The sequence below is a fragment of the Anaerotruncus sp. G3(2012) genome, assembly GCF_000403395.2.
GTDB lineage: Bacteria > Bacillota > Clostridia > Oscillospirales > Ruminococcaceae > Anaerotruncus.
In genome coordinates this window covers 102,546-127,284 of record NZ_KE159675.1, presented here as the reverse complement: position 1 = coordinate 127,284, position 24,739 = coordinate 102,546, and the positions used below count along the sequence as shown (strand labels likewise).

16 protein-coding genes are annotated in these 24,739 nt (G+C 56.1%); 9 read left to right on the top strand and 7 right to left on the bottom strand.

Annotated features, from left to right (window positions below):
• Positions 1-189: 189 nt before the first annotated feature.
• From C814_RS15920 to C814_RS15905, 4 genes are all read left to right on the top strand, one after another.
• Entirely contained in the window at positions 190-1,320 is a 1,131-nt protein-coding gene (locus C814_RS15920; protein ID WP_016316404.1) for a DUF4317 domain-containing protein, read from the top strand.
• 110 nt (positions 1,321-1,430) lie between these two features.
• Complete coding sequence (thrC, locus tag C814_RS15915) at positions 1,431-2,921, top strand: threonine synthase (protein ID WP_016316402.1); 1,491 nt, start codon at positions 1,431-1,433, stop codon at positions 2,919-2,921.
• Between the two features lie 391 nt (positions 2,922-3,312).
• Positions 3,313-4,530: a cofactor-independent phosphoglycerate mutase gene (locus C814_RS15910; protein WP_016316401.1), complete on the top strand. Its 1,218-nt coding sequence runs from the start codon at positions 3,313-3,315 to the stop codon at positions 4,528-4,530.
• 80 nt (positions 4,531-4,610) lie between these two features.
• Positions 4,611-4,988: a DUF5655 domain-containing protein gene (locus tag C814_RS15905; protein WP_016316400.1), complete on the top strand. Its 378-nt coding sequence runs from the start codon at positions 4,611-4,613 to the stop codon at positions 4,986-4,988.
• Between the two features lie 115 nt (positions 4,989-5,103).
• Here C814_RS15905 and gpmI read toward each other — a convergent pair whose 3' ends face one another.
• The 6 genes from gpmI to glmU all read right to left on the bottom strand — a co-directional run bounded on the left by gpmI (position 5,104) and on the right by glmU (position 15,243).
• Positions 5,104-6,621 (bottom strand): 2,3-bisphosphoglycerate-independent phosphoglycerate mutase, encoded by a 1,518-nt coding sequence (gene gpmI, locus C814_RS15900; protein ID WP_016316399.1) that lies wholly within the window; start codon positions 6,619-6,621, stop codon positions 5,104-5,106.
• A 25-nt stretch (positions 6,622-6,646) separates the two neighbouring features.
• Positions 6,647-7,420, bottom strand: coding sequence for a triose-phosphate isomerase (tpiA, locus tag C814_RS15895; RefSeq protein ID WP_016316398.1), 774 nt, complete (start codon positions 7,418-7,420; stop codon positions 6,647-6,649).
• Positions 7,421-7,569: 149 nt separating this feature from the next.
• A complete protein-coding gene (gene pgk, locus C814_RS15890) occupies positions 7,570-8,787 on the bottom strand; it encodes a phosphoglycerate kinase (RefSeq protein WP_016316397.1) in 1,218 nt (405 codons plus the stop codon).
• A gap of 711 nt (positions 8,788-9,498) precedes the next feature.
• Positions 9,499-12,960 (bottom strand): transcription-repair coupling factor, encoded by a 3,462-nt coding sequence (mfd, locus tag C814_RS15885; RefSeq protein ID WP_016316396.1) that lies wholly within the window; start codon positions 12,958-12,960, stop codon positions 9,499-9,501.
• Between the two features lie 31 nt (positions 12,961-12,991).
• Positions 12,992-13,603, bottom strand: a complete 612-nt coding sequence (pth, locus tag C814_RS15880) for an aminoacyl-tRNA hydrolase (protein WP_016316395.1) — start codon at positions 13,601-13,603, stop codon at positions 12,992-12,994.
• A 242-nt stretch (positions 13,604-13,845) separates the two neighbouring features.
• Entirely contained in the window at positions 13,846-15,243 is a 1,398-nt protein-coding gene (gene glmU, locus C814_RS15875) for a bifunctional UDP-N-acetylglucosamine diphosphorylase/glucosamine-1-phosphate N-acetyltransferase GlmU (protein ID WP_016316394.1), read from the bottom strand.
• Between the two features lie 323 nt (positions 15,244-15,566).
• On the opposite strand from glmU, the gene ppdK reads away from it, so the two are divergent.
• The 5 genes from ppdK (at position 15,567) to C814_RS15850 (ending at position 23,386) form a co-directional block, all read left to right on the top strand.
• The gene (gene ppdK, locus C814_RS15870; protein ID WP_016316393.1) at positions 15,567-18,197 is read left to right on the top strand and encodes a pyruvate, phosphate dikinase; all 2,631 of its coding nucleotides are present in this window, start codon (positions 15,567-15,569) and stop codon (positions 18,195-18,197) included.
• Between the two features lie 451 nt (positions 18,198-18,648).
• A complete protein-coding gene (locus C814_RS15865; protein ID WP_016316392.1) occupies positions 18,649-18,996 on the top strand; it encodes a hypothetical protein in 348 nt (115 codons plus the stop codon).
• Entirely contained in the window at positions 18,983-20,812 is a 1,830-nt protein-coding gene (locus C814_RS15860; protein ID WP_016316391.1) for a Mu transposase C-terminal domain-containing protein, read from the top strand. The genes C814_RS15865 and C814_RS15860 overlap by 14 nt, the downstream gene beginning before the upstream one ends.
• Positions 20,805-22,043: a TniB family NTP-binding protein gene (locus C814_RS15855; protein ID WP_016316390.1), complete on the top strand. Its 1,239-nt coding sequence runs from the start codon at positions 20,805-20,807 to the stop codon at positions 22,041-22,043. The genes C814_RS15860 and C814_RS15855 overlap by 8 nt, the downstream gene beginning before the upstream one ends.
• Positions 22,040-23,386: a TniQ family protein gene (locus C814_RS15850; protein WP_016316389.1), complete on the top strand. Its 1,347-nt coding sequence runs from the start codon at positions 22,040-22,042 to the stop codon at positions 23,384-23,386. The genes C814_RS15855 and C814_RS15850 overlap by 4 nt, the downstream gene beginning before the upstream one ends.
• A 535-nt stretch (positions 23,387-23,921) precedes the next feature.
• Here C814_RS15850 and C814_RS15845 read toward each other — a convergent pair.
• Positions 23,922-24,371, bottom strand: a complete 450-nt coding sequence (locus C814_RS15845) for an IS5 family transposase (RefSeq protein ID WP_016316387.1) — start codon at positions 24,369-24,371, stop codon at positions 23,922-23,924.
• Positions 24,372-24,739: the final 368 nt, after the last annotated feature.

Sequence of the window (24,739 nt, the reverse complement as noted above, 5' to 3'; positions counted from 1 at the left end):
CGCGCTTCGGGCTGAAAGCCCGAGAAGTCCCCCGAAGAAGGGCGCTTGCGCCCCGGAAGTTTGGGCTGGAATCCAAACTTCCGGGGCCTCACTGCCCCTCGACCCCGCGATTTTTTGAAAAAAATCGAGTAAAACTTTTAAATTGTTTTCCAGTTCTTTTCCCGACACCAAAACAAAGGAGAATCAAAAATGAACGAAAAAGAGATCGCCGAACTCCGACGCCGCCTCAAGCCGGAAAAAAACAACATTACCCACGTCTGCGGATGTTATGTCAACGAAAAGCAGGAAATTGTATCCCAATTCGATCAACCGCTCTCCCTGATGCCCGAAGAGGAAGCAGAAAAGCTGCTCACGACCCTCAAACGGGCATTGTCTGGCGCATTGGGTAAAAACCTGCTCGACATCACCTTCACCACCCAACAGGTGGTAGACAGCGACGAACACCGTCTGTTGATGGCGCTGCGCAGCTCGTCCCTCAAAGATCCCGAATCAATGCAGGCATTTTTCCAACGGGTAATCCAAAGCAACGTATTGGAGGGGAACTACCTCATCCTGCTGGCGTATGATACATACGATGTTCCCTACCGGTCATCCGACGGAGAGCGGCAGGATGACGCCTCTTCCGAAGTGTTTTCCTATATTCTGTGTGCGATATGCCCGGTCAAAGAGACCAAGCCCGCGCTCAGCTATTATCTCTCTGAAAACACCCTGCGAAACTGCCGGATCGACTGGTTGGTTGCTGCCCCCGAGCTGGGCTTCCTCTTCCCGGCCTTTGACGATCGGAGTGCGAACCTTTACAACGCGCTCTACTATACCCGCGATGCGGGGGAAAACCACCAGGACTTCGTCTCTGCGGTATTTCAAAGCGAACTGCCGATGCCCGCACAAGCGCAGAAGGAAACGTTCCAAACAATCCTTGAGGAGGCACTTGAAGCCGAATGCCGCCTTGAGGTTGTACAGGCCGTACATGGAAAATTCAGCGATCTGATCGAGGAACACAAGGCAAACAAGGAGCCTGAACCGCTGGTTGTCTCCCGGCAGGAGGTCAAGACAATCCTCCAATCCTGCGGGATTTCGGAGGAACATACACAGGCATTTGAAGGGCAATGTGCGGCTGAATTCGGTGAAGATGCGGAATTCTGCCCAGGCAATCTGATGGATGTCAAGCAGTTTGAACTGCGCACGCCAGATGTCACCATTCGCGTAAATCCACAGCGGAGTGACCTGATCGAAACCCGAGTCATCGACGGAAAAAAATATATCCTGATCCGGGCGGATGAAGAGGTCGAGGTAAATGGGGTCCCCATCCAAATCTCCTGAAACCGGCTTGAAAATTTCTGTTGTGGGGCGGCTGAAATTGTGTTATGATGTAGTTGGCAAATACAACTGTACGCTGTTCACGCACAGTTTTTGAAAAGGAGTTTTGCAAGATGGACTATATCAGCACACGTGACAACGCCTGTCGGGTGAGCGCGGCACAGGCGATTGTCTCGGGGCTTTCTCCCGACGGAGGGCTGTTCCTGCCCGAGAGCTTGCCGCAGTTTACACGTTCTGACATTGAGGCGATGTCCAAACAGGATTATGTGGGGTGCGCCACCGAGGTACTCTCCCGGTTTCTGACCGATTTCACCAAGGAAGAGCTGCGCGAATACATCGGCAAGGCGTATGCGCCCGCTAAATTCCCGCCTCGGGAAGTGGCGCCAGTCGTCCAGCTTGACGAGCAGGCTGCCATTCTGGAACTGTTCCACGGCCCGACCTGCGCATTCAAGGATTTCGCACTTCAGCTTCTACCCTATCTGTTGACTGCTTCGCTCAAAAAGACTGGTGAGAACAAGACGGTTGTTATCCTTGTGGCGACCTCGGGTGACACCGGAAAGGCCGCGCTTGAAGGGTTTGCGGATGTACCGGGTACCCGCATCTGCGTTTTTTATCCGGACGGCGGGACAAGCAATATCCAGAGGCTCCAGATGACCACCCAGGAGGGTGGCAACGTCATGGTGTTTGCAGCAAAGGGCAACTTTGACGACGCCCAGAACGGGGTCAAACGGATTTTCACCGATCAGGTGTTCGCGCAAGAGCTGGCCGAGCGGGGCTATCTGCTTTCGTCCGCAAACTCGATCAACTGGGGAAGACTTGCCCCGCAGATTGCCTACTATTTCACTGCATATATCTCCCAGGTCAACAGTGGGAAGATCAATCTGGGCGACCCGATCAACATTGTGGTGCCGACCGGAAACTTTGGGAACATCCTTGCCGCCTATTTTGCCAAACAGTGTGGGCTTCCGGTCTCCCGTTTGATCTGCGCTTCCAATCAGAACAACGTCCTGACCGATTTCATCACCACTGGCACCTATGACCGCAACAGGGCCTTCTATCTGACCAGCTCCCCCTCGATGGATATTTTGATCTCGTCCAATCTGGAGCGGCTGCTCTACCTGCTCTGCGGGCGGGATGATGTAAAAGTCCGGGGCTATATGGAGCAGCTTTCCACTACCGGGAAATACACGGTGGAAAATGAGCTGCTTGAGCGGTTGCAGGCAGAATTTTCAGCAGGGTGCGCGGATGATGCGCAGACCGCTGCCTGCATCGGGCGTATCTACCGCGAGAAAGGCTACCTATGCGATACGCACACAGCAGTCGCGGTGGAGGTCTATCATAACTACCGGGAGAAAACTGGTGACCTCACTCCTACGGTGATCGCGTCCACTGCCAGCCCGTTCAAATTTGCGGGGAGCGTCCTGCCTGCCGCGTTCGGGACCCAGCCGCAGGGGGACGAATTCGAGTTGCTTGGGCAGCTTGAGGATAAATCCGAGATGCATGCACCTGCCGCGCTTGCCGGACTGCGGCAGAAAACCGAACGGTTTACCCGCGTGATCCAGCCGGCGGAGATGAAGCAGGCTGTCTCCGATTGGCTGCTCTAAAGGAACAGCCAAAAGTTTGACGCCAGAGCAAATTTTCGGGCGCAAGGTGTGCTTTTTTCCTGTTCTTTCTTCAAAAGTTTCGTCCACCTTTTCAAAGGTGGCGGGGATTGAGACAGCGGAAGTCTGGCTCCTGACCAGCCTTCCGGGCGCAAAGCGCCCTCCTCGGGGCTTCTCGGCCCTGTACGGCCCGAAGCGCGCTTCGCGCGACGCCCCTGCGGGCTGTCTTGCGGGTTAGGGGTCAGAGACCCCTCCCCGCAGGCCCCACTCTGGCGGGGCAAGGTGCGCTTTTTTTCTGTTCTTTCTTCAAAAGTTTCGTCCACCTTTTCAAAGGTGGCGGGGTCGAGGGGCAGAGCCCCCGCTAAATGATTTCTTCTAAAAGGAGCGACATACCATGAAATATATTGTGATGCTGGGTGACGGGATGGCAGATTACCCTGTTCCGGAGCTTGGCAACCGGACCCCGCTGGAAGCGGCGGTCAAACCGAATATGGATTTTCTTGCCCAAAACGGGAAAGTCGGGATGGCTAAAACGGTCCCTGAGGGGATGCCGCCGGGATCGGACACCGCCAACCTTTCGGCGATGGGCTATGATCCCAAAATTTATTACAGCGGCCGTTCCCCGCTTGAGGCAGTCAGCATGGGGATCGACCTCGGAGCGGGTGATGTAACCTTCCGGTGCAACCTGGTCACCCTTTCGGACGAGGAAAACTACGAGGACTGCACGATGGTCGATTACTCCGCGGGGGAGATTTCCACCGCAGAGTCCACCGAGCTGATCAACTATCTGAACGAGCAGTTCCACACCGAGAACCGCAACCTCTATCCGGGAATCAGCTACCGGCACTGTCTGGTTCTGCGCGACGCCAAAACCGGGAGCATCTGCACCCCGCCGCATGACATCTCTCTCAAGCCGATCCGGGAACACCTGCCTTCCGGCATCTATGGGGACATGCTGCTCTCCCTGATGAAGCGTTCGCGTGAGCTGCTGCGCAACCACCCGATCAATCAGGCGCGGATTGCCGCCGGGAAAAATCCTGCTACCTCCTGTTGGTTCTGGGGCGAGGGTACCAAACCTGCGCTTTCCCCCTTCCAGGAAAAATTCGGGGTACGCGGCGGTGTGATCTCGGCGGTTGACCTGATAAAAGGCATCGGCATCTGTGCCGGGCTGAAATCGGTCGATGTGGAAGGTGCCACCGGGAACGTGGACACCAACTTTCGAGGCAAGGCAGACGCCGCACTCGAGCTGCTGCGCAGCGGCTGTGACTTCGTTTATATCCACGTGGAGGCCCCTGACGAATGCGGACACCGCCATGAGATCGAAAACAAGGTCAAGTCGATCGAGCTGATCGACAGCGACATCCTCGGTGTCATCCTCCCCGCCCTGCGGGAGATGGGCGAGCCGTTTTCGATCCTGCTGATGCCCGACCACCCGACGCCGTTGTCGATCCGTACCCATACTTCCGAGCCGGTCCCGTTTGTGCTCTACCGCAGTGACTGCGCGGGCGAGCTGCCCACCGAACGCTATACCGAGGCGCTTGCACAGGCGACTGGCCTGTATCTGCCCGAAGGCCACCGGATGATGGAACAGCTCATCAGCTCCGCTCAATGAAACGGGACACAGCACACCGCCCTTTTTTCAGTTCGCGCCGGTTTTACTCCTGATTTTTGATGTGCAAAGGGGACATACGGATGGATGAAGCTATCTTGCATTTCTTTAACCAGATGCCGGCAGCGCTTCCACTCTACGAACAGTTTGAAAGGCGCATCTTTGCCGAACTGGAGGGGGTAACAGTCAAAGTCCAGAAAACGCAGATCGCCTTTGTGAACAGGCATCTGTTTGCATGTGTGTCATTCGCGCGCGTGCGCAAGAAAAAGGACTGTCCCAATCCTTATCTGGTCATAACTTTTGGGCTGGATCGTAAGGTGGAGTCTCCCCGGATTGACGTTGCAACAGAACCCTATCCCAACCGCTGGACCCATCATCTGTTGATCTCCAAGGCAGAGGAGATCGACGGTGAACTGATCGCATGGGTAAAAGAGGCCGCTGCTTTTGCTGCATATAAATGACCGCATAGTGGGTTGTAAAAGGTGCGATAGGATATTGAAGCCCCGTTCCATCGCCAGATGCAGAAAACCGCCGGACAGGAAATCCTGTCCGGCGGTTTTCTGATTTTTTGCTGTATTATAGGATGATGGATTCGCCGGTCATCTCGGCGGGCTGGGGCAGGCCGAGTATTTTCAGCATGGTGGGAGCGAGGTCAGCCAGACGGCCACCCTCGCGCAGCTCACAGTTCCCCTGCCCGACGACGATCAGCGGCACCGGGTTGGTGGTATGTGCGGTGAACGGCGAGCCGTCCCGCTCGTACATCTGGTCGGCATTGCCGTGGTCGGCGGTAATCAACGCCGACCCGCCCATCTTCAGGATCGCATCGACCGTCCGCCCAAGGCAGGTATCCACCGCCTCGACCGCCTTCTGCGCCGCCTCGAACACGCCGGTGTGCCCGACCATGTCGCAGTTGGCATAGTTGAGGATGATCACGTCGTAGTTTCCGCTCTCGATCCGCTTGACCACCTCATCGGTCACGAGATATGCGCTCATCTCGGGTTGGAGGTCATAGGTCGCGACCTTCGGGGATGGGATCAGCGCGCGGTCCTCGTTCTGGTAGGGGGCCTCGACGCCGCCATTGAAGAAGAAGGTCACATGTGCGTACTTTTCGGTCTCGGCGATCCGGAGCTGGGTCAGGCCGTTGTCCGCGATATACTCTCCAAACGTATTGGTCAGGCTCTCCGGCTTGAACGCAACCTGCACATTTGGCATCGTCGCGTCATACTGGGTCATGCAGACAAAATAAGTCTCCCTGCGTCCGCCCTCCCGCTCAAAGCCGGTAAAATCAGGGTCCACAAAGGTGCGGGTCAGCTCCCGGGCGCGGTCGGGCCGGAAGTTGAAGAAGATGATAGAATCCCCGCTGCGGACCTCCGCCCCTTTCAGGCAGACAGTCGGCTCGACAAACTCATCGGTCGTCTCGGAGCCGTAGGATTTTTCCATCGCATCGACCGCCGAAGCGTTAAAGTTCCCTCTGCCGTGGACAATCGCATCATAGGCGCGCGAAACACGCTCCCAGCGGTTGTCCCGGTCCATCGCGTAATAACGGCCCATCACCGTGGCGATCTGCCCGACGCCCAACCGGTTCATCTCGGTTTCCAGCTCCTCGACGTAATCGCGCCCGCTGGTCGGCGGCACATCCCGCCCGTCCATAAAGCAGTGCACATAAACCTTATGCACCCCGCATCGCTTTGCCATCTCGAGCAGGCCGTAAAGATGCCGGTTATGGCTGTGTACCCCGCCATCCGAGCAGAGCCCGAGCAGATGCAGCGACGAACCGTTTTTGACACAGTTGTCCATCGCGCCTCTGAGCGCGGGATTTTCGAAAAAGTCCCCATCCTCGATCGACTTGGTGATCCGGGTCAGCTCCTGGTAGACCACCCGGCCTGCACCAATATTAGTGTGTCCGACCTCCGAATTTCCCATCTGCCCATCAGGCAGACCGACATCCATCCCCGATGCGCCGATCAGCGTATGGGGATTTTCCCTGAAGAGCCTGTCAAGGTTCGGCTTATGCGCCGCCGCGATCGCATTGCCATACTCCAGCGGGTTGTGTCCGAAGCCATCAAGGATAATCAATGCCAAAGGTTTTTTCATGGTTGCCTCCCTCTTTTGCAGCCGGTTATTTGGATGCCGCTTTTACAATCTCGGCAAAATCCGCGGCTTTCAGCGATGCGCCACCGATCAGCCCGCCGTCTACATCCGGCTGTGCCAGCAGTTCGGCCGCATTCTTCGCATTCATCGAGCCGCCATACTGGATGGTCAGACCGTCCGCAGCCGCATTGCCATAAAGCTTGGCAACGACCGAACGGATATAGCAGCAGACCTCGTTCGCCTGCTCGGCGGTGGCGGTCTTGCCGGTGCCGATCGCCCAGACCGGCTCATACGCAATGATGATCCGTTTCAGCTCGTCTGCCGAAACGCCATGCAGCGCAACCTTGGTCTGCATCCCAACAATCTCCTCGGTGATGCCGTATTCCCGCTGCGCTTCCAGCTCGCCCACGCAAAGGATCACATGCAGGCCCGCATCGAGCGCCGCACGCACCCGCTGGTTGACCGTCTGATCGGTCTCGCCAAAATACTGGCGGCGCTCGCTGTGCCCGATGACCACATAATAGACCCCCATCTCGGCAAGCATCGGGGCCGCGACTTCACCAGTGAATGCGCCCGATACCGCCCAATGACAGTTTTCAGCGCCGACCTTCACATTTGCCGCATCCGAAGCAGTAACCGCAAGCGCGGTTTCGAGATCAATGAACGGGACGCATACCGCGACCTCGCAATCCGCATCCTTGACCAGCGGCCCCAGCTCTTTAATCAGTGCCGCCGCTTCCGAACGGTTTTTGTTCATCTTCCAGTTCCCAGCGATTACCGCTTTGCGCAGTGCTTTATTCATCGTCTGACACTCCTTTAACTTTGATGATTATATGGTATCTTTCACGACAAAAGGGGAAAGCCGCCCGTTCTGCCGGACAGCGGCTTCCCCTCCCTCCGCGCAGGCGTCGTCCGAAAAACGGCGCCCCGCAGAGACAGATGCGCGAACTTTTATTTGTCGTTTACGCAGGCAATCCCCGGAAGGACCTTGCCCTCAAGGAACTCGAGCGATGCACCGCCGCCGGTCGAGATATGGGTCATTTTGGAGCCGAAGCCGAGGATATTGACCGCTGCCGCCGAATCACCGCCGCCGATAATGGTGGTTGCTTCGGTCTCGGCGAGCGCCTCCGCCACCGCAATCGTTCCTTTCGCGAGCTGCGGGTTCTCGAATACGCCCATCGGCCCGTTCCAGACGACCGTCTTTGCCGATTTGACCGCCTCGGCAAACAGGGCGCGGGTCTTTTCACCGATGTCAAGCCCCATCTTGCCGTCGGGGATCTGGTCGGCCGCGACCGTCTCGATTGCGATTTCCGCGTCGATCGGGTTGGGGAACGCGTCCGCGATCACGCAGTCGACCGGCAGCAGAATCTTGACGCCCTTCTCCTCCGCCTTCGCAAGCATCTCCTTGCAGTAACCGATCTTTTCGGCATCGAGCAGCGAGGTGCCGGTGCCGTACCCTTTCGCCGCGAGGAAGGTATACGCCATGCCGCCGCCGATAATCAGGGTGTCGGCCTTGTTGAGCAGGTTTTCGATGACATTGAGTTTATCCGCAACCTTGGCACCGCCGAGGATGGTCACAAACGGGCGGACCGGGTTCTCAACCGCATTGCCCAGATACTGGAGCTCTTTGCCCATCAGATAGCCGACCGCCGCCTCTTTAACGAACGAAGCCACGCCGACTGTCGAGCAGTGTGCACGATGGGCCGCGCCGAATGCATCGTTGACAAAAACCTGCCCCTCGCAGAGCTCTGCCAGCTCCTTGCTGAGCGCTTCGCCGTTCTTGGTCTCCTCGACACGGTAACGGGTGTTCTGGAGAAGCATAACGTCGCCGTCTTTCAGAGCTGCTGCCGCGGCTTTGGCGTTCTCGCCGACCACATTGTCATCCGCAGCGAAGACAACCTCTTTGCCAAGCAGCTCGGAGAGCCGTTTGGCCACCGGTGCAAGCGAAAGCTCGGGTTTCGGCTCTCCCTTGGGCTTGCCCATGTGCGAGCAGAGGATCACACGCCCGCCGTCCGCCATCAGCTTTTTGATGGTCGGGAGCGCGGCCACGATCCGGTTTTCATCGGTGATGACGCCATTTTTCAGCGGAACGTTGAAGTCACACCGCACGAGCACCTTTTTCCCGGCAATCTGAATGTCGTCCACGGATTTTTTGTTGTATGAGGTCATTTTCTGCCATCCTTTCGTTGCAGCCCGGGACGGTAAAAACCGGCCTCGGACTGCCTTTGTTAATTTCACATCAATCTATCTGCTATTTTAATCCATACGCTGTTTTTTTGCAAGGGGTTTCCATGATTTCCGGACTCCTCTTCCAGTATTTTTGGCATTTTGTATGAATTTTATAATCGGAGCATCTGAAAAGAATCGGAATAATTCTTTTCAAGTCTGTGCCTGAATGGGCGCAGAGAGCCGCCTATGAATACAGAACAGTATCTAGGAGCTGTTTGAAAAATCGAAACTAAAAGTTTCGTCCACCTTTTCAAAGGTGGCGGGGTCGAGGGGCAGTGAGACAGAGGAAGTCTGGCCCCAGACCAGACTTCCAGGCGCAAAGCGCCTTCCTCGGGGCTTCTCGGCTAACGCCGAAGCGCGGCATACGCCGCGACGCCCCTGCGGGCTGTCTTACGGGTTAGGGGTCAGTGACCCCTCCCCGTAGGCCCCACCCCGGCAAGCTGGGAGAATTTCTTTTCTCTCATAACCAAAAGTTTCGTCCACCTTTTCAAAGGTGGCGGGGTCGAGGGGCAGAGCCCCCGCCGCTCGCCGCAGCGAGCGGAACGCCTTAGCCTGTGAAGCGCTTTTTTCGGGTGAATTGCCGCCTAAAGGGCGGCAAGAGGGGGCTTTTGCAAGAGAAAAAGCCTCCTTGCCAAAGATACCAAACAGGTTCTAAGCTTCGTCCATCGCGGCGAGCGCTTCCCGGATGGTGTCGAGCGGTTCCGACCCCGGCGGGATTTTGACCGTGATATACGGTTTCGCGCCTGCGCTGACCATCACCCGGCCGCGCAGCTTGACCGCGAGCGCTCCCGCACGCTGCATATCCATCACCTCGGGGTAGAGCAGCACCGCGTCCCCGCGCTGGGAAATCTCGCGGATGCCCATGAGCGAAGCGGTATTGCGCACCAACGCGACATCCACCAGCCCCTTGACCGCCTCGGGAGGTTCCCCAAACCGGTCGATCAGCTCGTCGATCAGGTCGAGCGCATCCTCCTCAGTCTGGATGCCCGCGATCTTCTTATAGATGTCGATCCGCTGGGCGAGGTTGTCGATATATTCCTCGGGGATATGCGCGCCCACCCGCACATCCACCATACATTCGGTGGCGGCATGGGTGGGGGCTTCCCCCCGCTGTTCGGCGACCGCATCCGAAAGCAGCTTGAGGTACATGTCATAGCCGACCGCCTCCATATGCCCATGCTGCTGGGAACCGAGGATATTGCCTGCGCCGCGGATTTCGAGGTCACGCATCGCGATCCGGAAGCCGGAACCGAACGAGGTAAACTCCCGGATTGCCGCCAACCGTTTGGTCGCGATGTCCGAAAGTTCCCGGTCGGGCTTGAAGGTCAGATAGGCGAACGCCCGCCGGTTTGAACGCCCCACCCGGCCGCGCAGCTGGTAGAGCTGGGAAAGCCCCATATGGTCAGCGTTCTCAATAATCAGCGTGTTGCAGTTGGGGACATCCACCCCTGTCTCGATGATGGTGGTGCAGACCAGAATATCCACTTCGTAGTCGAGCAGCTGCCGCCAGACCGCCGAAAGCTGTTCCTCGTTCATTTTGCCATGTGCGGTGACGATCCGCGCGGACGGCACAAGCTGCTGGATTTTATAGGCGCAGCTGTCGATGCTCTCCACCCGGTTGTGCAGATAGAACACCTGCCCGCCCCGGCGTATCTCCCGTTCGATCGCCTGTGTGACCAGGCCCCAGTCGTGCTCCACCACATAGGTCTGTACCGGGTGGCGGTCCTGCGGCGCCTCCTCGAGGATGCTCATATCCCGGATGCCGCTCATCGCCATGTTGAGGGTGCGCGGGATCGGGGTTGCTGACAGGTTGAGCACGTCCACATTGGCGCGCATCTCCTTGAACTTTTCCTTGTGCCGCACCCCGAACCGCTGCTCTTCGTCGATGATGCACAGCCCGAGGTCTTTAAACTTCACGTCGTTCTGCACCAGCCGGTGGGTGCCGATGATGATATCGGTCTCCCCCCGGCGCAGCTCGTCGAGCACCTGCTTCTGCTCCCGCGCGGTGCGGAACCGGGAGAGCAGGTCTACCTTGACTGGGAACCCCTCCATCCGGCGGCGGACGGTCTGGTAATGCTGCCAGGCGAGGATGGTGGTCGGGCAGAGCAGCGCGCACTGTTTGCCGTCCATCACGCATTTGAACGCGGCGCGCAGAGCAACCTCGGTTTTGCCGAATCCCACATCCCCGCAGAGCAGCCGGTCCATCGGGGATTCCCGCTCCATGTCCGCCTTGATCTCCTCAATGCACCGGAGCTGGTCGTCGGTCTCGTCGTACGGGAACCGGCGCTCGAAATCGTTCTGCCAATCGGTGTCGGGGGAAAATGCGTGCCCCTTGACCTGCATCCGTTTGGCGTAAAGCTCGGTCAGCTCCTTGGCCATATCCTCGACCGCTTTTTTCACCCGCGCGCGGGTCTTCTGCCACTCGACCGAATTCAGCTTGCTGAGCCTGACCGCCGCATCCTCCCGCACCCCGACATATTTGGTCACCAGATCGAGCTGGGTGACCGGTACAAAGAGGGTGTCGGTCCCGGCATAACGGATTTTGATATAGTCCTTGACGACCCCCTGGATCTCCCGCTTGACGATCCCCTCAAACACCCCGATCCCATGTGCGATGTGAACCACATGGTCGCCGGGGGTCAGGTCGCTGATGTCCTTGAGCTGCTTGCCCTCCTTGTGGCGGGGCCTTTTTTTGATGCCCTGGCGGACCGATTTGGCCTGCGAGAGGATCGCAAGCCTGAGGTCGGGATACTCGACCCCCGCGCTCATGCTCCGTCCCACCACATAGACCAGCCGCGGGGTAAATGCACCGATCTTTTCCGACTCGATCGCGTTGATCCCCTGTTTTTGCAGGTCCTCGGCAAGTGTGGCCGCCGCGCGGGGCGTCCCCGCAAACACCACGATGCAATAGCCCGAGGCGGTGTAGGCCTGCACCTCTTCGAGCAGGGCGGAAAACTCCCCGCTCCAGGAGGAGAGCTGGACCGCATTGATGTTCAGAAGCTGGCGCAGCGGGATGTCCCCGACCGACCGGACAAAGGTGTCGAGCAGGACCGTACATCCCTCGGCTGCATGGCGCTGCAAGTCAACAAAGTCCTCGTTGAACCGGTCGCACCCTTTGAAGAGAACGCCCTCCTCGAACAGCAGCTTGATATCCTCGCTGTTCTGGGCCTGTGCGCTGCGCAGCACCTCCCGGCAGTTCCCGGTATCGCAGAGGAAAAATACCGCATCCGGCAGGTAATCGAAGATGGTCGCCGGCGCGGGATAGATCAGCGGCAGCCAGCGGTCGAGCGATTCGGGCATCGCGCCCCCCTCGAGCTTTTCGATCTCCTGTGCAAGCTTCTCCTTGGCGCGTTTGCCCTGGGTGCCCCGCAGGGATTTTGCCGCCGTTTCCAGCAGGCGGCACAGCCTGGACGGACTGTCCGCGACCACCTCGGCAGCGGGCGGGATGTCCACCTGTTTGACCGTATCCTCCCGCCGCTGGGTGTCGGTCTTGAAGGTTGAGATTGTGTCGATCTCCTCCCCCCAGAACTCGACCCGGAACGGGTCCGGGGTATGCGGCGGGAAAAAGTCGAGAATCCCTCCCCGCTGGGAAAACTGGCAGACCCCGTCCACCTGGTCCGCCCGCGTGTAGCCTGCGCTCACCAGAAACGCGAGCAGCTCCTCCATCCGATAGCTCTCCCCGGTTCTGAGGGTGCGGGTTTTTTCCCGCAGAAGCCCCGGAGGCATGGTATATTGCAGCGCCGCGCGCGCCGATGCGACCACCAGCCGGGCGGTTCCGGCGGAGAGCCGGCCGAGCACACTCAACCGGGCGTGCTCGTACTCGTGGGAAACGCCGGTCACCTCATGGAAGGTCAGGTCGCGGGACGGATAGAACGCCGCGACCGGCTCCCCTGCCATGATGTTGATGTCCTCACAGATGCGCATGGCGTTCGCCTCGTCGGACGCGACCACCAGCCCGCGCTTTCCGAGCAGGCTGGTGAGCGAATAGATCAGGTGGGCCTTATGCACCTCTGAAAGGCCGGTCGCCAGCACAGGGGTGTCCCGGGACTCCACCGCAGCTTTGATCTGCCGGAATTCGGGCATCCCCGAGAGCAGCTGTTCAAACCCGTTCATAAATATTCCTCTTCATCTTTATCCTCATCAGTCATCCGTTAAACCGGCTCATCGCCTGGTCGATCTGCCCCTCGACGACCATCTGCGCGGCTTCGGCAGCATGATCGAACATCTTGTCCAGCAGCTCGGTGTCCTCCTTGCGGAACTTCCCCAGCACCCAGTCGGCAAGGTCATAGTCGGGGTGGGGCTTCTGTCCGACCCCCATCTTGACACGGGGGAAGGTGTCCTTCCCGGTCAGATAGAGGATGCTTTTCAGGCCGTTGTGACCGCCGTCGCTGCCTTTGCGCCGGATGCGCAGCCTGCCCACGTCGAGGCTTACGTCGTCGAAGAGGACCAGCACCCGCTCGATCGGGATTTTATGGAACTGCATCGCCTCGCGCACCGCTTCGCCCGAATGGTTCATATAAGTGGAAGGCTTCATCAGCAGGACGCGATGCTCCCCAATCATCGCGTCCCCGCAGAGGGATTTATATTTGATCCGGTCGACCTTTACGCCGAGCTTTTCAGCAAGGCAGTCGAGCGCAAGGAACCCGGCGTTGTGGCGGGTGCACTCGTACTGCCTGCCGGGGTTCCCCAGCCCGACAATCAAAAATTCCACCGGCCCGGTGGGGGCGGGCTGCCGCCGCTTAAACATTTCAAACATGGTTTTCATTCTCCCTGCAGGCGGGGTGGATCTCCCCCGCATGCATTGCAGTTTATTTTGGGAGGGGGCTTTTTCTCTTGTAAAAAGCCCCCTCTTGCCACCCTTCGGGCGGCAATTCACCCGAAAAATACGCTTCACAGGATAAAGTGTTCCTCGCTCTTCGGAGCGCGGCCAAAGGCGCTGCCTTTGGAATCCGCCACCTTTGAAAAGGTGGACGAAACTTTTCATTTTTATGTATACAGTTACTTTTTGGCGTCCTTTTTGAAAGCGATCTTCTCGTCCGACCAGCCCTCTTTGATCTGCTGATGCACCCGCCCGATTGCGAGCGCGCCCGCCGGGACATCCTCGTCGATCGTGGTACCCGCGGCGGTATACGCCCCCTCGCCGACCGTGACCGGCGGGACCAGGTTGGTATTGCAGCCGATGAACGCCCGGTCGCCAATCGTGGTGCGGTACTTTTGGTTGCCGTCATAGTTGGCGGTGACCACCCCGCAGCCGAAGTTGCAGTAGGCGCCCACATCGCTGTCGCCGATATAGGTCAGGTGCGCAACCGAAGTTTTATCGCCGACCGTCGAATTTTTGATCTCCACAAAGTCGCCCAGCTTGACCCCGTCGCCGAGGTGGGAGTTGGGGCGGAGCTGGGAGAACGGCCCGACCGAGCTGCCTCTCCCGACCGTTGAATCGGTGAGGTAGGAAGCATTGATGTGGGAGCCTTCCCCGACCTGTGAATCGACCAGATACGAATTGGGCCCGATCACCGCATGTGCACCGATCCGGGTTTTGCCCCGCAAAATCGTCCCGGGCAGGATCACCGCATCATGCGCGATCTCAACCTCCGGCCCGATCACGATCCCGTCGCTGAACGGGATGTCCACTCCATTATCCAGATGCTGTTGGATGATCCGCCGGCGCGCACACTCGTTGAGCTGCTGAAGCGCGCGGCGGTCGTTCGCGCCGAGGGCGGTGTCCGGATCGGGCGCGGCGCAGCCGCCCACCCGCAGCCCATCCGCAGACGCGAGGCCGACAGTATCGGTCAGGTAGTATTCCCCCTGCGCATTCTGACAGGTCAGGCGGGGCAGCGCATCCCGCAGGAATTCGGTACGGAACCAATAAGCGCCCGGATTGACCTCTTTTATCTGAAGCTGTTCAGGGGTGGCATCCTTCTGCTCGACGATCGCGAGCACCCTTCCATCCTCCCCCCGCAGGATCCGCCCGTAGCCGGACGGATCCTCCAGCTTTGCGGTCATCAGCGTCACCGCGCACCCCTGCGACAGGTGTTCCGCATATGCCGCATTGATCGCCTGCGGCGAGACGAACGGCGCGTCCCCGTTGAGCACCAGAAGGTCGCCCCCCTGTGCAAACGCCTCGGACGCCATCATCACCGCATGGCCGGTCCCGCGGCGCTCCGGCTGCCGGAAAAAACGGCAGCCCGGGGAAACGGCCTGTTCAAGCAGGTCCTGTTGGTCGCCTGCTATGATATAGAGTTCGTCAATGCCCGCTGCGCGGCAGGCATCCTCCACCCAGCGGAGCATCGGCTTGAAGAGCACCTCGCAGAGCACCTTCGGACGGTCGGACCCCATCCGTTTCCCGTCCCCTGCCGCGAGAATGACCGCGAACCTGCGTCTGTCCTGTTGTTCCATGGAACTTCCCCCCTGTATGCTGACGGTTTCGCCGCCGGCTTTTTTTCTGCAAATAACCGCGAACCCAAAGAACCGTTCGCGTCTTCTATTATGTCAATTTTTTTTCGGGTTTGCAAGGGATTGGACGGGAATTTTGCCGCCTGCCGGAAGTTTTTCGCTGGCCTGCCGGATGGCGGGGGCAAATCCCCTAAAAATCTCTTGTTTTTTTCTTGGAAATAATGCACTTTTTCCTAGCAAAACACTGGAAAAACCACAGCGGGTTTGTTATAATATAGCTTGGTCAATGCTACCAGAGTGATCTAAAGTAATGGAGGTAGATTAAAGTGGGCAAAAAATTTGTTTACATGTTCTCCGAGGGCAACGGCTCGATGCGTGAGCTGCTCGGAGGCAAGGGTGCGAACCTGGCGGAGATGACAGGTCTTGGAATGCCTGTCCCGCAGGGGTTCACGGTCACAACCGAGGCATGCACCCAGTACTATGCTGATGGTGAGAAGATCAACGAAGAGATCCAGGCGGAAATCTACGCCAACCTCGCCAAACTCGAAGAGATTGCCGGCAAGAAGTTCGGCGACCTCGAGAACCCGCTGCTCGTTTCGGTCCGTTCGGGCGCACGCGCTTCGATGCCGGGCATGATGGACACCATCCTCAACCTCGGTCTGAATGATGAAGTGGTCGAAGTCATGGCGAAAAAGACCAACAACCCGCGTTTTGCGTATGACTCCTATCGCCGGTTCATCCAGATGTATTCGGACGTTGTCATGGAGGTCGGCAAGGCTTACTTCGAGAAGCTGATCGACGAGATGAAAGAGAAAAAAGGCGTCAAGATGGACACCGAGCTGGATGCCGACGACCTCAAGGAGCTGGCGCGTCAGTTCAAGGCTGAATATAAGGAGAAAAAGGGCGTCGACTTCCCGACCGACCCGAAAGAGCAGCTTATGGGCGCGATCATGGCGGTCTTCCGCTCGTGGGACAACCCCCGTGCGATCTACTACCGCCGCATGAACGACATCCCCTCGAGCTGGGGTACTGCTGTCAACGTCCAGATGATGGTCTTCGGCAACACCGGCGACAATTCGGGTACCGGCGTTGCGTTCACCCGCAACCCTGCAACCGGTGAGAAGAAGCTGTTTGGTGAGTTCCTGATGAACGCCCAGGGCGAGGACGTTGTCGCGGGCGTACGCACCCCGCAGACGATCGACCAGCTGGCCGAAGTCATGCCGGAAGCCTACAACCAGTTTGTAGAGATCTGCGGCCGCCTCGAGAACCACTACCGCGACATGCAGGACATGGAGTTCACCATTGAGGACAGAAAGCTGTTCATGCTCCAGACCCGTAACGGTAAGCGTACCGCTGCCGCTGCACTGAAGATCGCCTGTGACCTCGTGGACGAAGGGATGATCTCCGAGAAGGAAGCAGTCTGCATGATCGATCCGAAACAGCTCGATGCGCTGCTGCACCCGCAGTTCGACGCGAAAGCGCTCAAAGCCGCCAAACCGATCGGTTCCGCGCTGCCGGCCTCCCCGGGTGCTGCCTGTGGTAAGGTGGTCTTTACCGCTGAGGATGCGACCGAGTGGGCACAGAAGGGCGAAAAGGTCATTCTGGTGCGTCTTGAAACCTCCCCGGAGGATATCGAAGGTATGCACTATTCGCAGGGCATCCTGACCGTCCGCGGTGGTATGACCTCCCATGCGGCGGTTGTCGCGCGCGGCATGGGCACATGCTGTGTCTCGGGCTGCGGCGAGATCAAAATGGATGAGGAAAACAAGTGCTTCACCCTCGCCGGCAAGACCTACCACGAGGGCGACTATATCTCGCTCGATGGCTCGACCGGCAACATCTACGGCGAGGCGATCCCGACGGTCGAGGCTTCGATCGGCGGCGACTTTGGCCGTCTGATGGGCTGGGCGGACGAGTATCGTCAGCTCAAGGTCCGCACCAATGCCGACACCCCGAAGGATGCGCAGCAGGCAATGAGCTTTGGCGCACAGGGTATCGGCCTCTGCCGTACCGAGCACATGTTCTTCGAGACCGACCGTATCGCAGCTATCCGCGAGATGATCTGCTCGGATACTGTTGAACAGCGCGAGGCAGCACTGGCAAAACTGCTGCCGATGCAGAGAGGCGACTTCGAGGGCATTTATGAGGCAATGCAGGGCAACCCGGTCACCATCCGGTTCCTTGATCCGCCGCTGCATGAGTTCGTCCCCACCGCTGAGGAGGATATTGCCGCGCTCGCAAAGACGATGGGCAAGAGCGTTTCGGACATCCATGCGATCATTGCCGGCCTGCACGAGTTCAACCCGATGATGGGCCATCGTGGCTGCCGTCTGGCTGTCACCTATCCGGAGATCGCTGCCATGCAGACCCGCGCGGTCATCGAGGCTGCGCTCAACGTCCAGGCCAAACATCCCGACTGGAAGATGGTTCCTGAGATCATGATCCCGCTGGTCGGCGAGGTCAAGGAGCTGGCTTATGTCAAGAGCGTTGTCGTCAAGACCGCGGACGAGCTGATCGCTGCCGCGAAGAGCGACATGAAATATAAAGTCGGTACCATGATCGAGATCCCGCGCGCCGCTCTGACTGCGGACGAGATCGCCAAAGAGGCTGAATTCTTCAGCTTCGGTACCAACGACCTCACCCAGATGACCTTCGGCTTCAGCCGTGACGATGCCGGCAAGTTCCTCGGCGCTTACTATGATAAGAAGATCTACGAGTCGGATCCGTTCGCGAAACTGGATCAGACCGGTGTGGGCAAACTGGTCGAGATGGCTGCCAAACTGGGCCGCGCAACCCGTCCGGACATCCACCTCGGCATCTGCGGTGAGCATGGCGGCGACCCGAGCACTGTCGAGTTCTGCCATAACACTGGTTTGGATTATGTGTCCTGCTCGCCGTTCCGCGTGCCGATCGCACGTCTGGCTGCTGCACAGGCCGCAATCAAAAACCCTCGCTAAATGGATCATTTTTGTCGTAGGGCAATGTGATTTATCCTGTTCAGGGCAATAACACTTAGCCTCCGACATAGAAAAATAAGACCTTGCATCTCACGATGCGGGGTCTTATTTTTGTCCTCCGGACTATCCTTTCCCTGCCTAATACAAGGATTTTCGGAACATTCTATGCTATATCACCATGGAGTAGGAGCTTCCGGCCCAAGGGCCGGGGTGGATAAACGACTTTGCCCCTTACAGAATAAATCACATTGCCCTACGACATGGTGATATTCCCAAATCGTGTTTTTGGGGAAATCATGATAGGCTTGAAACCCTTGCTATCAGGGGCTTTGAGCGATTCCGCTTTCCCAAAAACGCAAACCCCAATTCCCCAAAATTGAGCTGACTTCGTTTTTGGGGGATGCTTTTGGGGACTGGTGCAGAGTGTTCCCACAGGGGGAGGACTACCAACATGAGGAAGAAGAACTTCAAAGGTCGCTGTGAGAAGCGGGTGCTGGGCAAGTGCGCTGAGGTGTGCCGGACGTATGACGCGATCCAGTACGCCTACGCTGACCTGCTGCAAGCATCGGACGCAATCAAAGAAATCAGGTGTAATGTGCTGCTGGATGGGTTGGAGGTTGGGGAGTACACCTCGGACTTCGTTTGCACCAAGGCGGACGGTGATCTGATGGTCAGGGAGTGCGTGTTTAGAAAGTTCCTGATGAAGCCATTGACGGTAAAGCTGCTGGACGCTTCAAGGGACTACTGGCTCAGGCATGGGGTCACGGATTGGGGGGTGGTCATTGATGAAGAAGTATGACCTGCTCAGGTCTGGTGATTCAATCATCCGGGTTCTGGAATTGCAGGGTGACAGGGTTCTTATCATTGACTGCATCAAGAGGACGATGCCCGTGTGGATAGGGCTGGATGCTCTGGAATCCTACTCTGAGTGTACCACTGGTGAGTTGTCGGCGGTCATAGGGGTTACGGTTGTCGGTGCTGATGATCTGGATGCCGACCAGAGGAAAATCATGTACGAGAGGTACACGATGATCGCTCCTATCCTGTCCTTCGTTGCGGATAATCGGATGCGCTCTCGGTTGATCTGCTCTGCGGCAGAAGAACATGGGGTGTCGAAACAGACCATCAGGGGCTATCTCTGTCTGTATCTGATCTACATGGATGTGACTGCTCTTGCTCCCAAACGTCGGGAGGATGATCGAGTGTTGACCCAGGGCGAGAAGAATATCCGATGGGCCTTAAATAAGTTCTTCTACACCACGAAGAAACAATCTCTGATGACTGCCTACACAATGATGCTCAAGGAGAAGTATTGTGATGCCCTGGGAGTACTCGCTGAGGAATACCCGTCCTACTATCAGTTCCGGTACTTCTATCGTAAGACCAGGAACCTCCAGAACTTCTATATCTCCCGTGATGGATTGAAGAACTACCAACGGAACAACCGTCCTCTGACTGGTGAAGGAGTACAAGAGTTTGCTCCTGCTGTCGGCGTTGGAATGTTCGATGCTACGGTGTGTGACATCTATCTTGTCAATGACACTGGAAGTCTGGTGGGTAGACCAATCCTGACAGCCTGTATTGATGCCTATAGTGGCTTGTGTTGTGGGTACTCGTTATCGTGGGAAGGTGGTGTCTATAGTCTCCGTGGGCTGATGCTCAATATCATATCGGACAAGGTTTCATGGTGTAGTAGGTTCGGTATCTCTATTCATCGTGAGGGCTGGGATTGTGATATGCTTCCGGCTACGTTCATCACCGACATGGGAAGTGAGTACACATCCGAGAATTTTGAGCAGATTGCAGAGCTGGGGGTTAAGGTTGTCAATCTCCCTTCCTATCGTCCAGAGTTGAAGGGGCTGATTGAGAAATTCTTCGATCTGGTACAGGAGAGTTACAAGAAGCACTTGAAGGGCAAGGGTGTCGTTGAGCCTGACTATCAGGAGCGTGGTGCTCACGACTACCGGAAGGATGCCTGTCTGACCATGATGGACTTTGAGAAGATCATCCTCCACTGTATCATCTATTACAATTCTCAGAGGATTATTGAGAACTTCCCCTACACCGAGGATATGATCGCCGCCCAAGTGAAGCCCTATGCTTCCCAAATCTGGAATTGGGGAAAATCCCAAATCGGGGCTAACCTTATTGAAATTGGGAAAAGAGAGCTGATGTTGACATTGCTGCCGAGAACTACCGGGAGATTCAGTCGGTCAGGGTTGAAGGTGAACAAGCTGCGGTATTACTGCGAGGGGTACACCGAGCAATACTTGTCTGGCGGTGATGTGGTCGTGGCCTACAATCCAGAAGACGTGACCTCTGTATGGCTGCTGGAGGACGGTACATACACCGAGTTCACTGTGATTGAATCCAGATTTGAGGGTAAGGACCTGACTGCGGTACAGGAACTACAGGAGAGCCAAAGAGCCATTACCAGGGGTGCAGCCAGAGATAATCTGCAAGCTCAAATCAATCTGGCCCAGCATATTGAAGCCATCGTGGGTAGTGGTGCTGGTCGTGGTGATGTTCACATGAAGAATATCCGTAGCACTCGCAAACGGGAGCAGACCAAGAACCACCGTGACTACATGAAGGAGGGGACGAACCGTGAGTGATCTTTCAGACGTTATCCGTATCCTGCCAACCATGAAGTCAGGGAATGAACTGTTGTCTGCGCTGGAAGTGTTGCCGGAGTACGATACTGCTATCTGCGATGCCGATGCTCCGGTACGGCTCATGGCACTCTCTGACCTCTACCGGGTGTACGTTCCCAATCAGATGTCCTTGGAAATCTATAGCAAGCTCTATCTTGCTTTGATGCGGTCGTTGCAGAAGAAGGGTACAACACTGGCAATACAACAGCGGAATCAGAATTACAGGGCTATCGTTCAGCAGGAGTACAGTGGCATCATGGGCGGCTCCGACAGCTTCACGATCATTGGGGCATCCGGTATCGGTAAATCATCTGCTATCAGCAGGGCAATCACGCTGATTACCGAGAATCGAATTATTGAGGTAGAAAATCCTCACACCAAAATCATCCCCTGCATCAGCGTCCAGTGTCCCTTTGATTCCTCCGTCAAAGGATTGCTATTGGAGATACTTCGGAAGGTCGATGAAGTCATTGGCGGCAACTATTATCCCAATGCACTACGGGCCAGGACAACCACAGATATGTTGATTGGCAGCGTCAGTCAGGTAGCGTTGAACCACATCGGGTTGCTGGTGGTGGACGAGATTCAAAACGTGTGTAACAGTAAGAACGGCAAAAGCCTTGTGGGGATGCTCACCCAGCTTATCAACAACAGCGGTATTTCAATTTGTATGGTCGGCACTCCTGAGAGTGCGGTGTTCTTTGAACAGGCCATGCAGCTTGCCCGGAGGTCATTAGGACTGCAATATGATGTGATGGAGTATGGAGAGGATTTCAAGGCGTTCTGTAAAGTCTTGTATTCCTACCAGTATGTGAGGCAGAGGCCGGAGATCACCAACGGCATTACAGAATGGCTCTATGAACACACATCCGGGAATATCTCGGTGGTGGTGTCCTTGATCCATGATGCACAGGAGATCGCCATTCTCAACGGCAGAGAGGTCCTAAATCTGGAATCATTGAACGAAGCCTACCAACAACGGCTATCCATGCTGCACGGGTTCATCCAACCTCGGCAGAAGTGCCAGACCTCGAAAACCAAACGAAGGACTACAATCCTCAAAGTCGATACTGATGTGGAGACGGACGGAGAGTTTACGATTGCTGCTCTGGTATCTCAGGCCAAGAGCGAGGGTGTGGACATCGTGGAGCTGTTGAAGAATCATCTGCCCGTGGTGGAGGTAGCGGTATGATCTCCTACTTCCCAGCCATCTATCCTGATGAATTGGTGTATAGCTGGCTCTGTCGATACTATGTACATTCTGGATTCTTTTCAAGTAAATCAGCTATGCAGGAGCTATATTGCAAGCGGTCTGACAATCCCAGTAAGGAGTTTATCGGGAATCTCAATCCTGGGGCCATGGAGCGTATTGCAAAGATGTATCCCCTGGACAAGCTGGTACTGGAACATACGATGTATCCTCAGTATGCCCGCTTCATCCCATTGGAGCAAAAGAAGACTGCCCTGTATCGGCTGGGGCATGATAACTGCGATGCACACCACCTGTTCTGTGTTCTCCCTCGGTCTGAGGGGGAACACTACTTGCGGTTCTGTCCGCTGTGTGTAAATGAGGACAGGGAGACATGCGGTGAAACCTACTGGCATCGGAAACATCAAATCCGAAACATGGGCATCTGCACGAAGCATAGGTGTAGGCTTGTGGAATCCAGTGTTCCGGCGAAGAGTGAGCAGAGCTTCACTTTTTGTCCTGCTGAACATTGCATAGGCCACAACAAGGTTGCCTTTGAGGAAGAACCCCAGATGATCCGGTTGGCAAGCTACCTGGACTCCGTATTTGACGCACCAATAGATTTTAACAAAGATATTCCTATCAGTTCCATCCTGTATGACGGTTTGAGCCGGACGAAGTATTTGAAGCCATCAGGCCGAAGCAGGTACACGAAGACGCTTGCCGATGATCTGAATGTGTTCTATGGAGGCATGGGTCTATGTAATATAGCGAGTATGTACCAGATTCAGAGGGTATTGCTGGGGAATAGGTCTGATTTTTCAGTGGTATGTCAAATCGCCTTTTTCCTCGGCATGGAGCCAGAGGAATTAACGTCCTCTACTCTGACACCGGAACAGATTCAGCAGGAGCAGGACAGCCACTACATGAAAGATACCGCCCCCGTAGACTGGGTACAGTTGGATGCAGACACAGCCCCTATATTGGAAAAGGTTGTCCAAGGCGTATATGATGGCACGGCCAACGAGAACAGTAGGCCCGAACGAGTATCAGAGAGACTTGTGTATCGGGAGATGGGCTTGCTGGGGCATCAACTGGAGAATATGCCAAGATGCAGGGCCATCTTTGAACGATACACAGAGACCTATCCCGAGAGCTGGGCCAGGAAGATCATTTGGGCATATCAGAGATTAAGAGCGCAAGGCAAGCCCTTCTATTGGTCGGATATTAGGAAACTCTCAGGGGTGAAGAAAAAGAACTTCTCGACGGCCATGCCACATCTGAAAGAACATACAGACGATGAAACAGCCAATCAAATCATAGCTTTAGTTGCAGCGGATACATGAAGAATTCCCAAGTTGCCAACTATGCTGATACAGTGATGATAGATCAGCTACATTCCATTGTGAGAGACAGCAGCAACGAGGGGTAGGGATCACATCCCTACCCCTTCATCTCACTAAGTTTTATTGCGTAGAACTGATTGCCACCAGTACCGTTGACCTACTGGTGGTAAATATTACCGAGTGGACTTTGCTCTATAGTTTTTAGGGCTTGTCTCCTCCATTAGCTTCCTGTGGTCACATTTAAGTCGTGTGGGTCGAGGCACAGTAGCGGATGAAAGCTGCGCTTGGGTATCTGAAATCTCATCAGGAGATTCCGTGCTTTGATCCTGCGTTGACTCCACATCGGTCGGCATAGCAGATGAATCCAACGTCTGATTTGATGCGGCTCCGCCAGCACTACCTGTATCCTCATGACTATTCAAAAATTCCTCTAGCTTATCCTGCTTCACAGTCCTGGGTAACTTCGTTCCTTTCTTCTGCTCTGATATAATCCCGGCATCTTCTAGGGCTTGTTTGAAAAATAGTGAAGGCTGAGCTAAATCAACAAAATAGCGATAGCGGCAATGTAAACGAAAGCGAGAAAAGACGCATCCAATTTGTCATATCTGGTGGCGATTCTGCGAAACCATTTGAGCTTTTGGAAGAAGCATTCAACCAAATGACGCTCTTTATATAAGCACCAGTCTACCGGCCATGGCTCAGAAACATTGCTCTGCGGTGGGATCACATAGCTGGCTCCTTGTTCCGAGATGTAAGCTCGGATCGTCTTTGCCCCATAAGCCCGGTCTGCTAATACATTGCTGCCGCTGATTTTTACCTTTTCCAGCAGTTCAACAGCGTGGACTGAATCATGGTCATTCCCTGCAGACAGCATGAATTCAACCGGATTCCCCAGTCCATCCACAATAGCGTGCAGCTTTGTGTTCAACCCACCTCTGGTCCGCCCAACTGCCTTATCCGCCGTTTTTTCCCCCTCCGTTGGCACTCTCGTGAACCTTGATGCAGGTAGAGTCCAGGCTCAGGTTTTCCATATCCGCATCTGCGGACAATGCGCGAAATATGGCTTCCAGTGTACCATCGTCCCGCCATTTAGCAAATCGGGCATACACAGACTGCCAGGGGCCATATGATATGGTATAAAAAAAGTTGACACCTTTTCCTCAAGGGAGTAGAAAAAAGAGAAGAAGAAGGAGGAAAGGCAATGGCTCGAAGCTACGATAAAGAGTACAAGGTACAGGCCGTAAAGCTGGCCAGAGAGATCGGCGGAGACAAAGCGGCGAAGGAGCTGGGCATCCCGAAAGGGACGATCCACGCCTGGCTGAAAGCGGTGCGGGAGGGGCGCCTGGAGGTGGG

Coding starts and splice junctions, on each gene's coding strand:
- C814_RS15920 (WP_016316404.1), top strand. CDS start 190: ATGAACGAAAAAGAGATCGCCGAACTCCGACGCCGCCTCAAGCCGGAA.
- thrC (WP_016316402.1), top strand. CDS start 1,431: ATGGACTATATCAGCACACGTGACAACGCCTGTCGGGTGAGCGCGGCA.
- C814_RS15910 (WP_016316401.1), top strand. CDS start 3,313: ATGAAATATATTGTGATGCTGGGTGACGGGATGGCAGATTACCCTGTT.
- C814_RS15905 (WP_016316400.1), top strand. CDS start 4,611: ATGGATGAAGCTATCTTGCATTTCTTTAACCAGATGCCGGCAGCGCTT.
- gpmI (WP_016316399.1), bottom strand. CDS start 6,621: ATGAAAAAACCTTTGGCATTGATTATCCTTGATGGCTTCGGACACAAC.
- tpiA (WP_016316398.1), bottom strand. CDS start 7,420: ATGAATAAAGCACTGCGCAAAGCGGTAATCGCTGGGAACTGGAAGATG.
- pgk (WP_016316397.1), bottom strand. CDS start 8,787: ATGACCTCATACAACAAAAAATCCGTGGACGACATTCAGATTGCCGGG.
- mfd (WP_016316396.1), bottom strand. CDS start 12,960: ATGAACGGGTTTGAACAGCTGCTCTCGGGGATGCCCGAATTCCGGCAG.
- pth (WP_016316395.1), bottom strand. CDS start 13,603: ATGTTTGAAATGTTTAAGCGGCGGCAGCCCGCCCCCACCGGGCCGGTG.
- glmU (WP_016316394.1), bottom strand. CDS start 15,243: ATGGAACAACAGGACAGACGCAGGTTCGCGGTCATTCTCGCGGCAGGG.
- C814_RS15865 (WP_016316392.1), top strand. CDS start 18,649: ATGAGGAAGAAGAACTTCAAAGGTCGCTGTGAGAAGCGGGTGCTGGGC.
- C814_RS15860 (WP_016316391.1), top strand. CDS start 18,983: ATGAAGAAGTATGACCTGCTCAGGTCTGGTGATTCAATCATCCGGGTT.
- C814_RS15850 (WP_016316389.1), top strand. CDS start 22,040: ATGATCTCCTACTTCCCAGCCATCTATCCTGATGAATTGGTGTATAGC.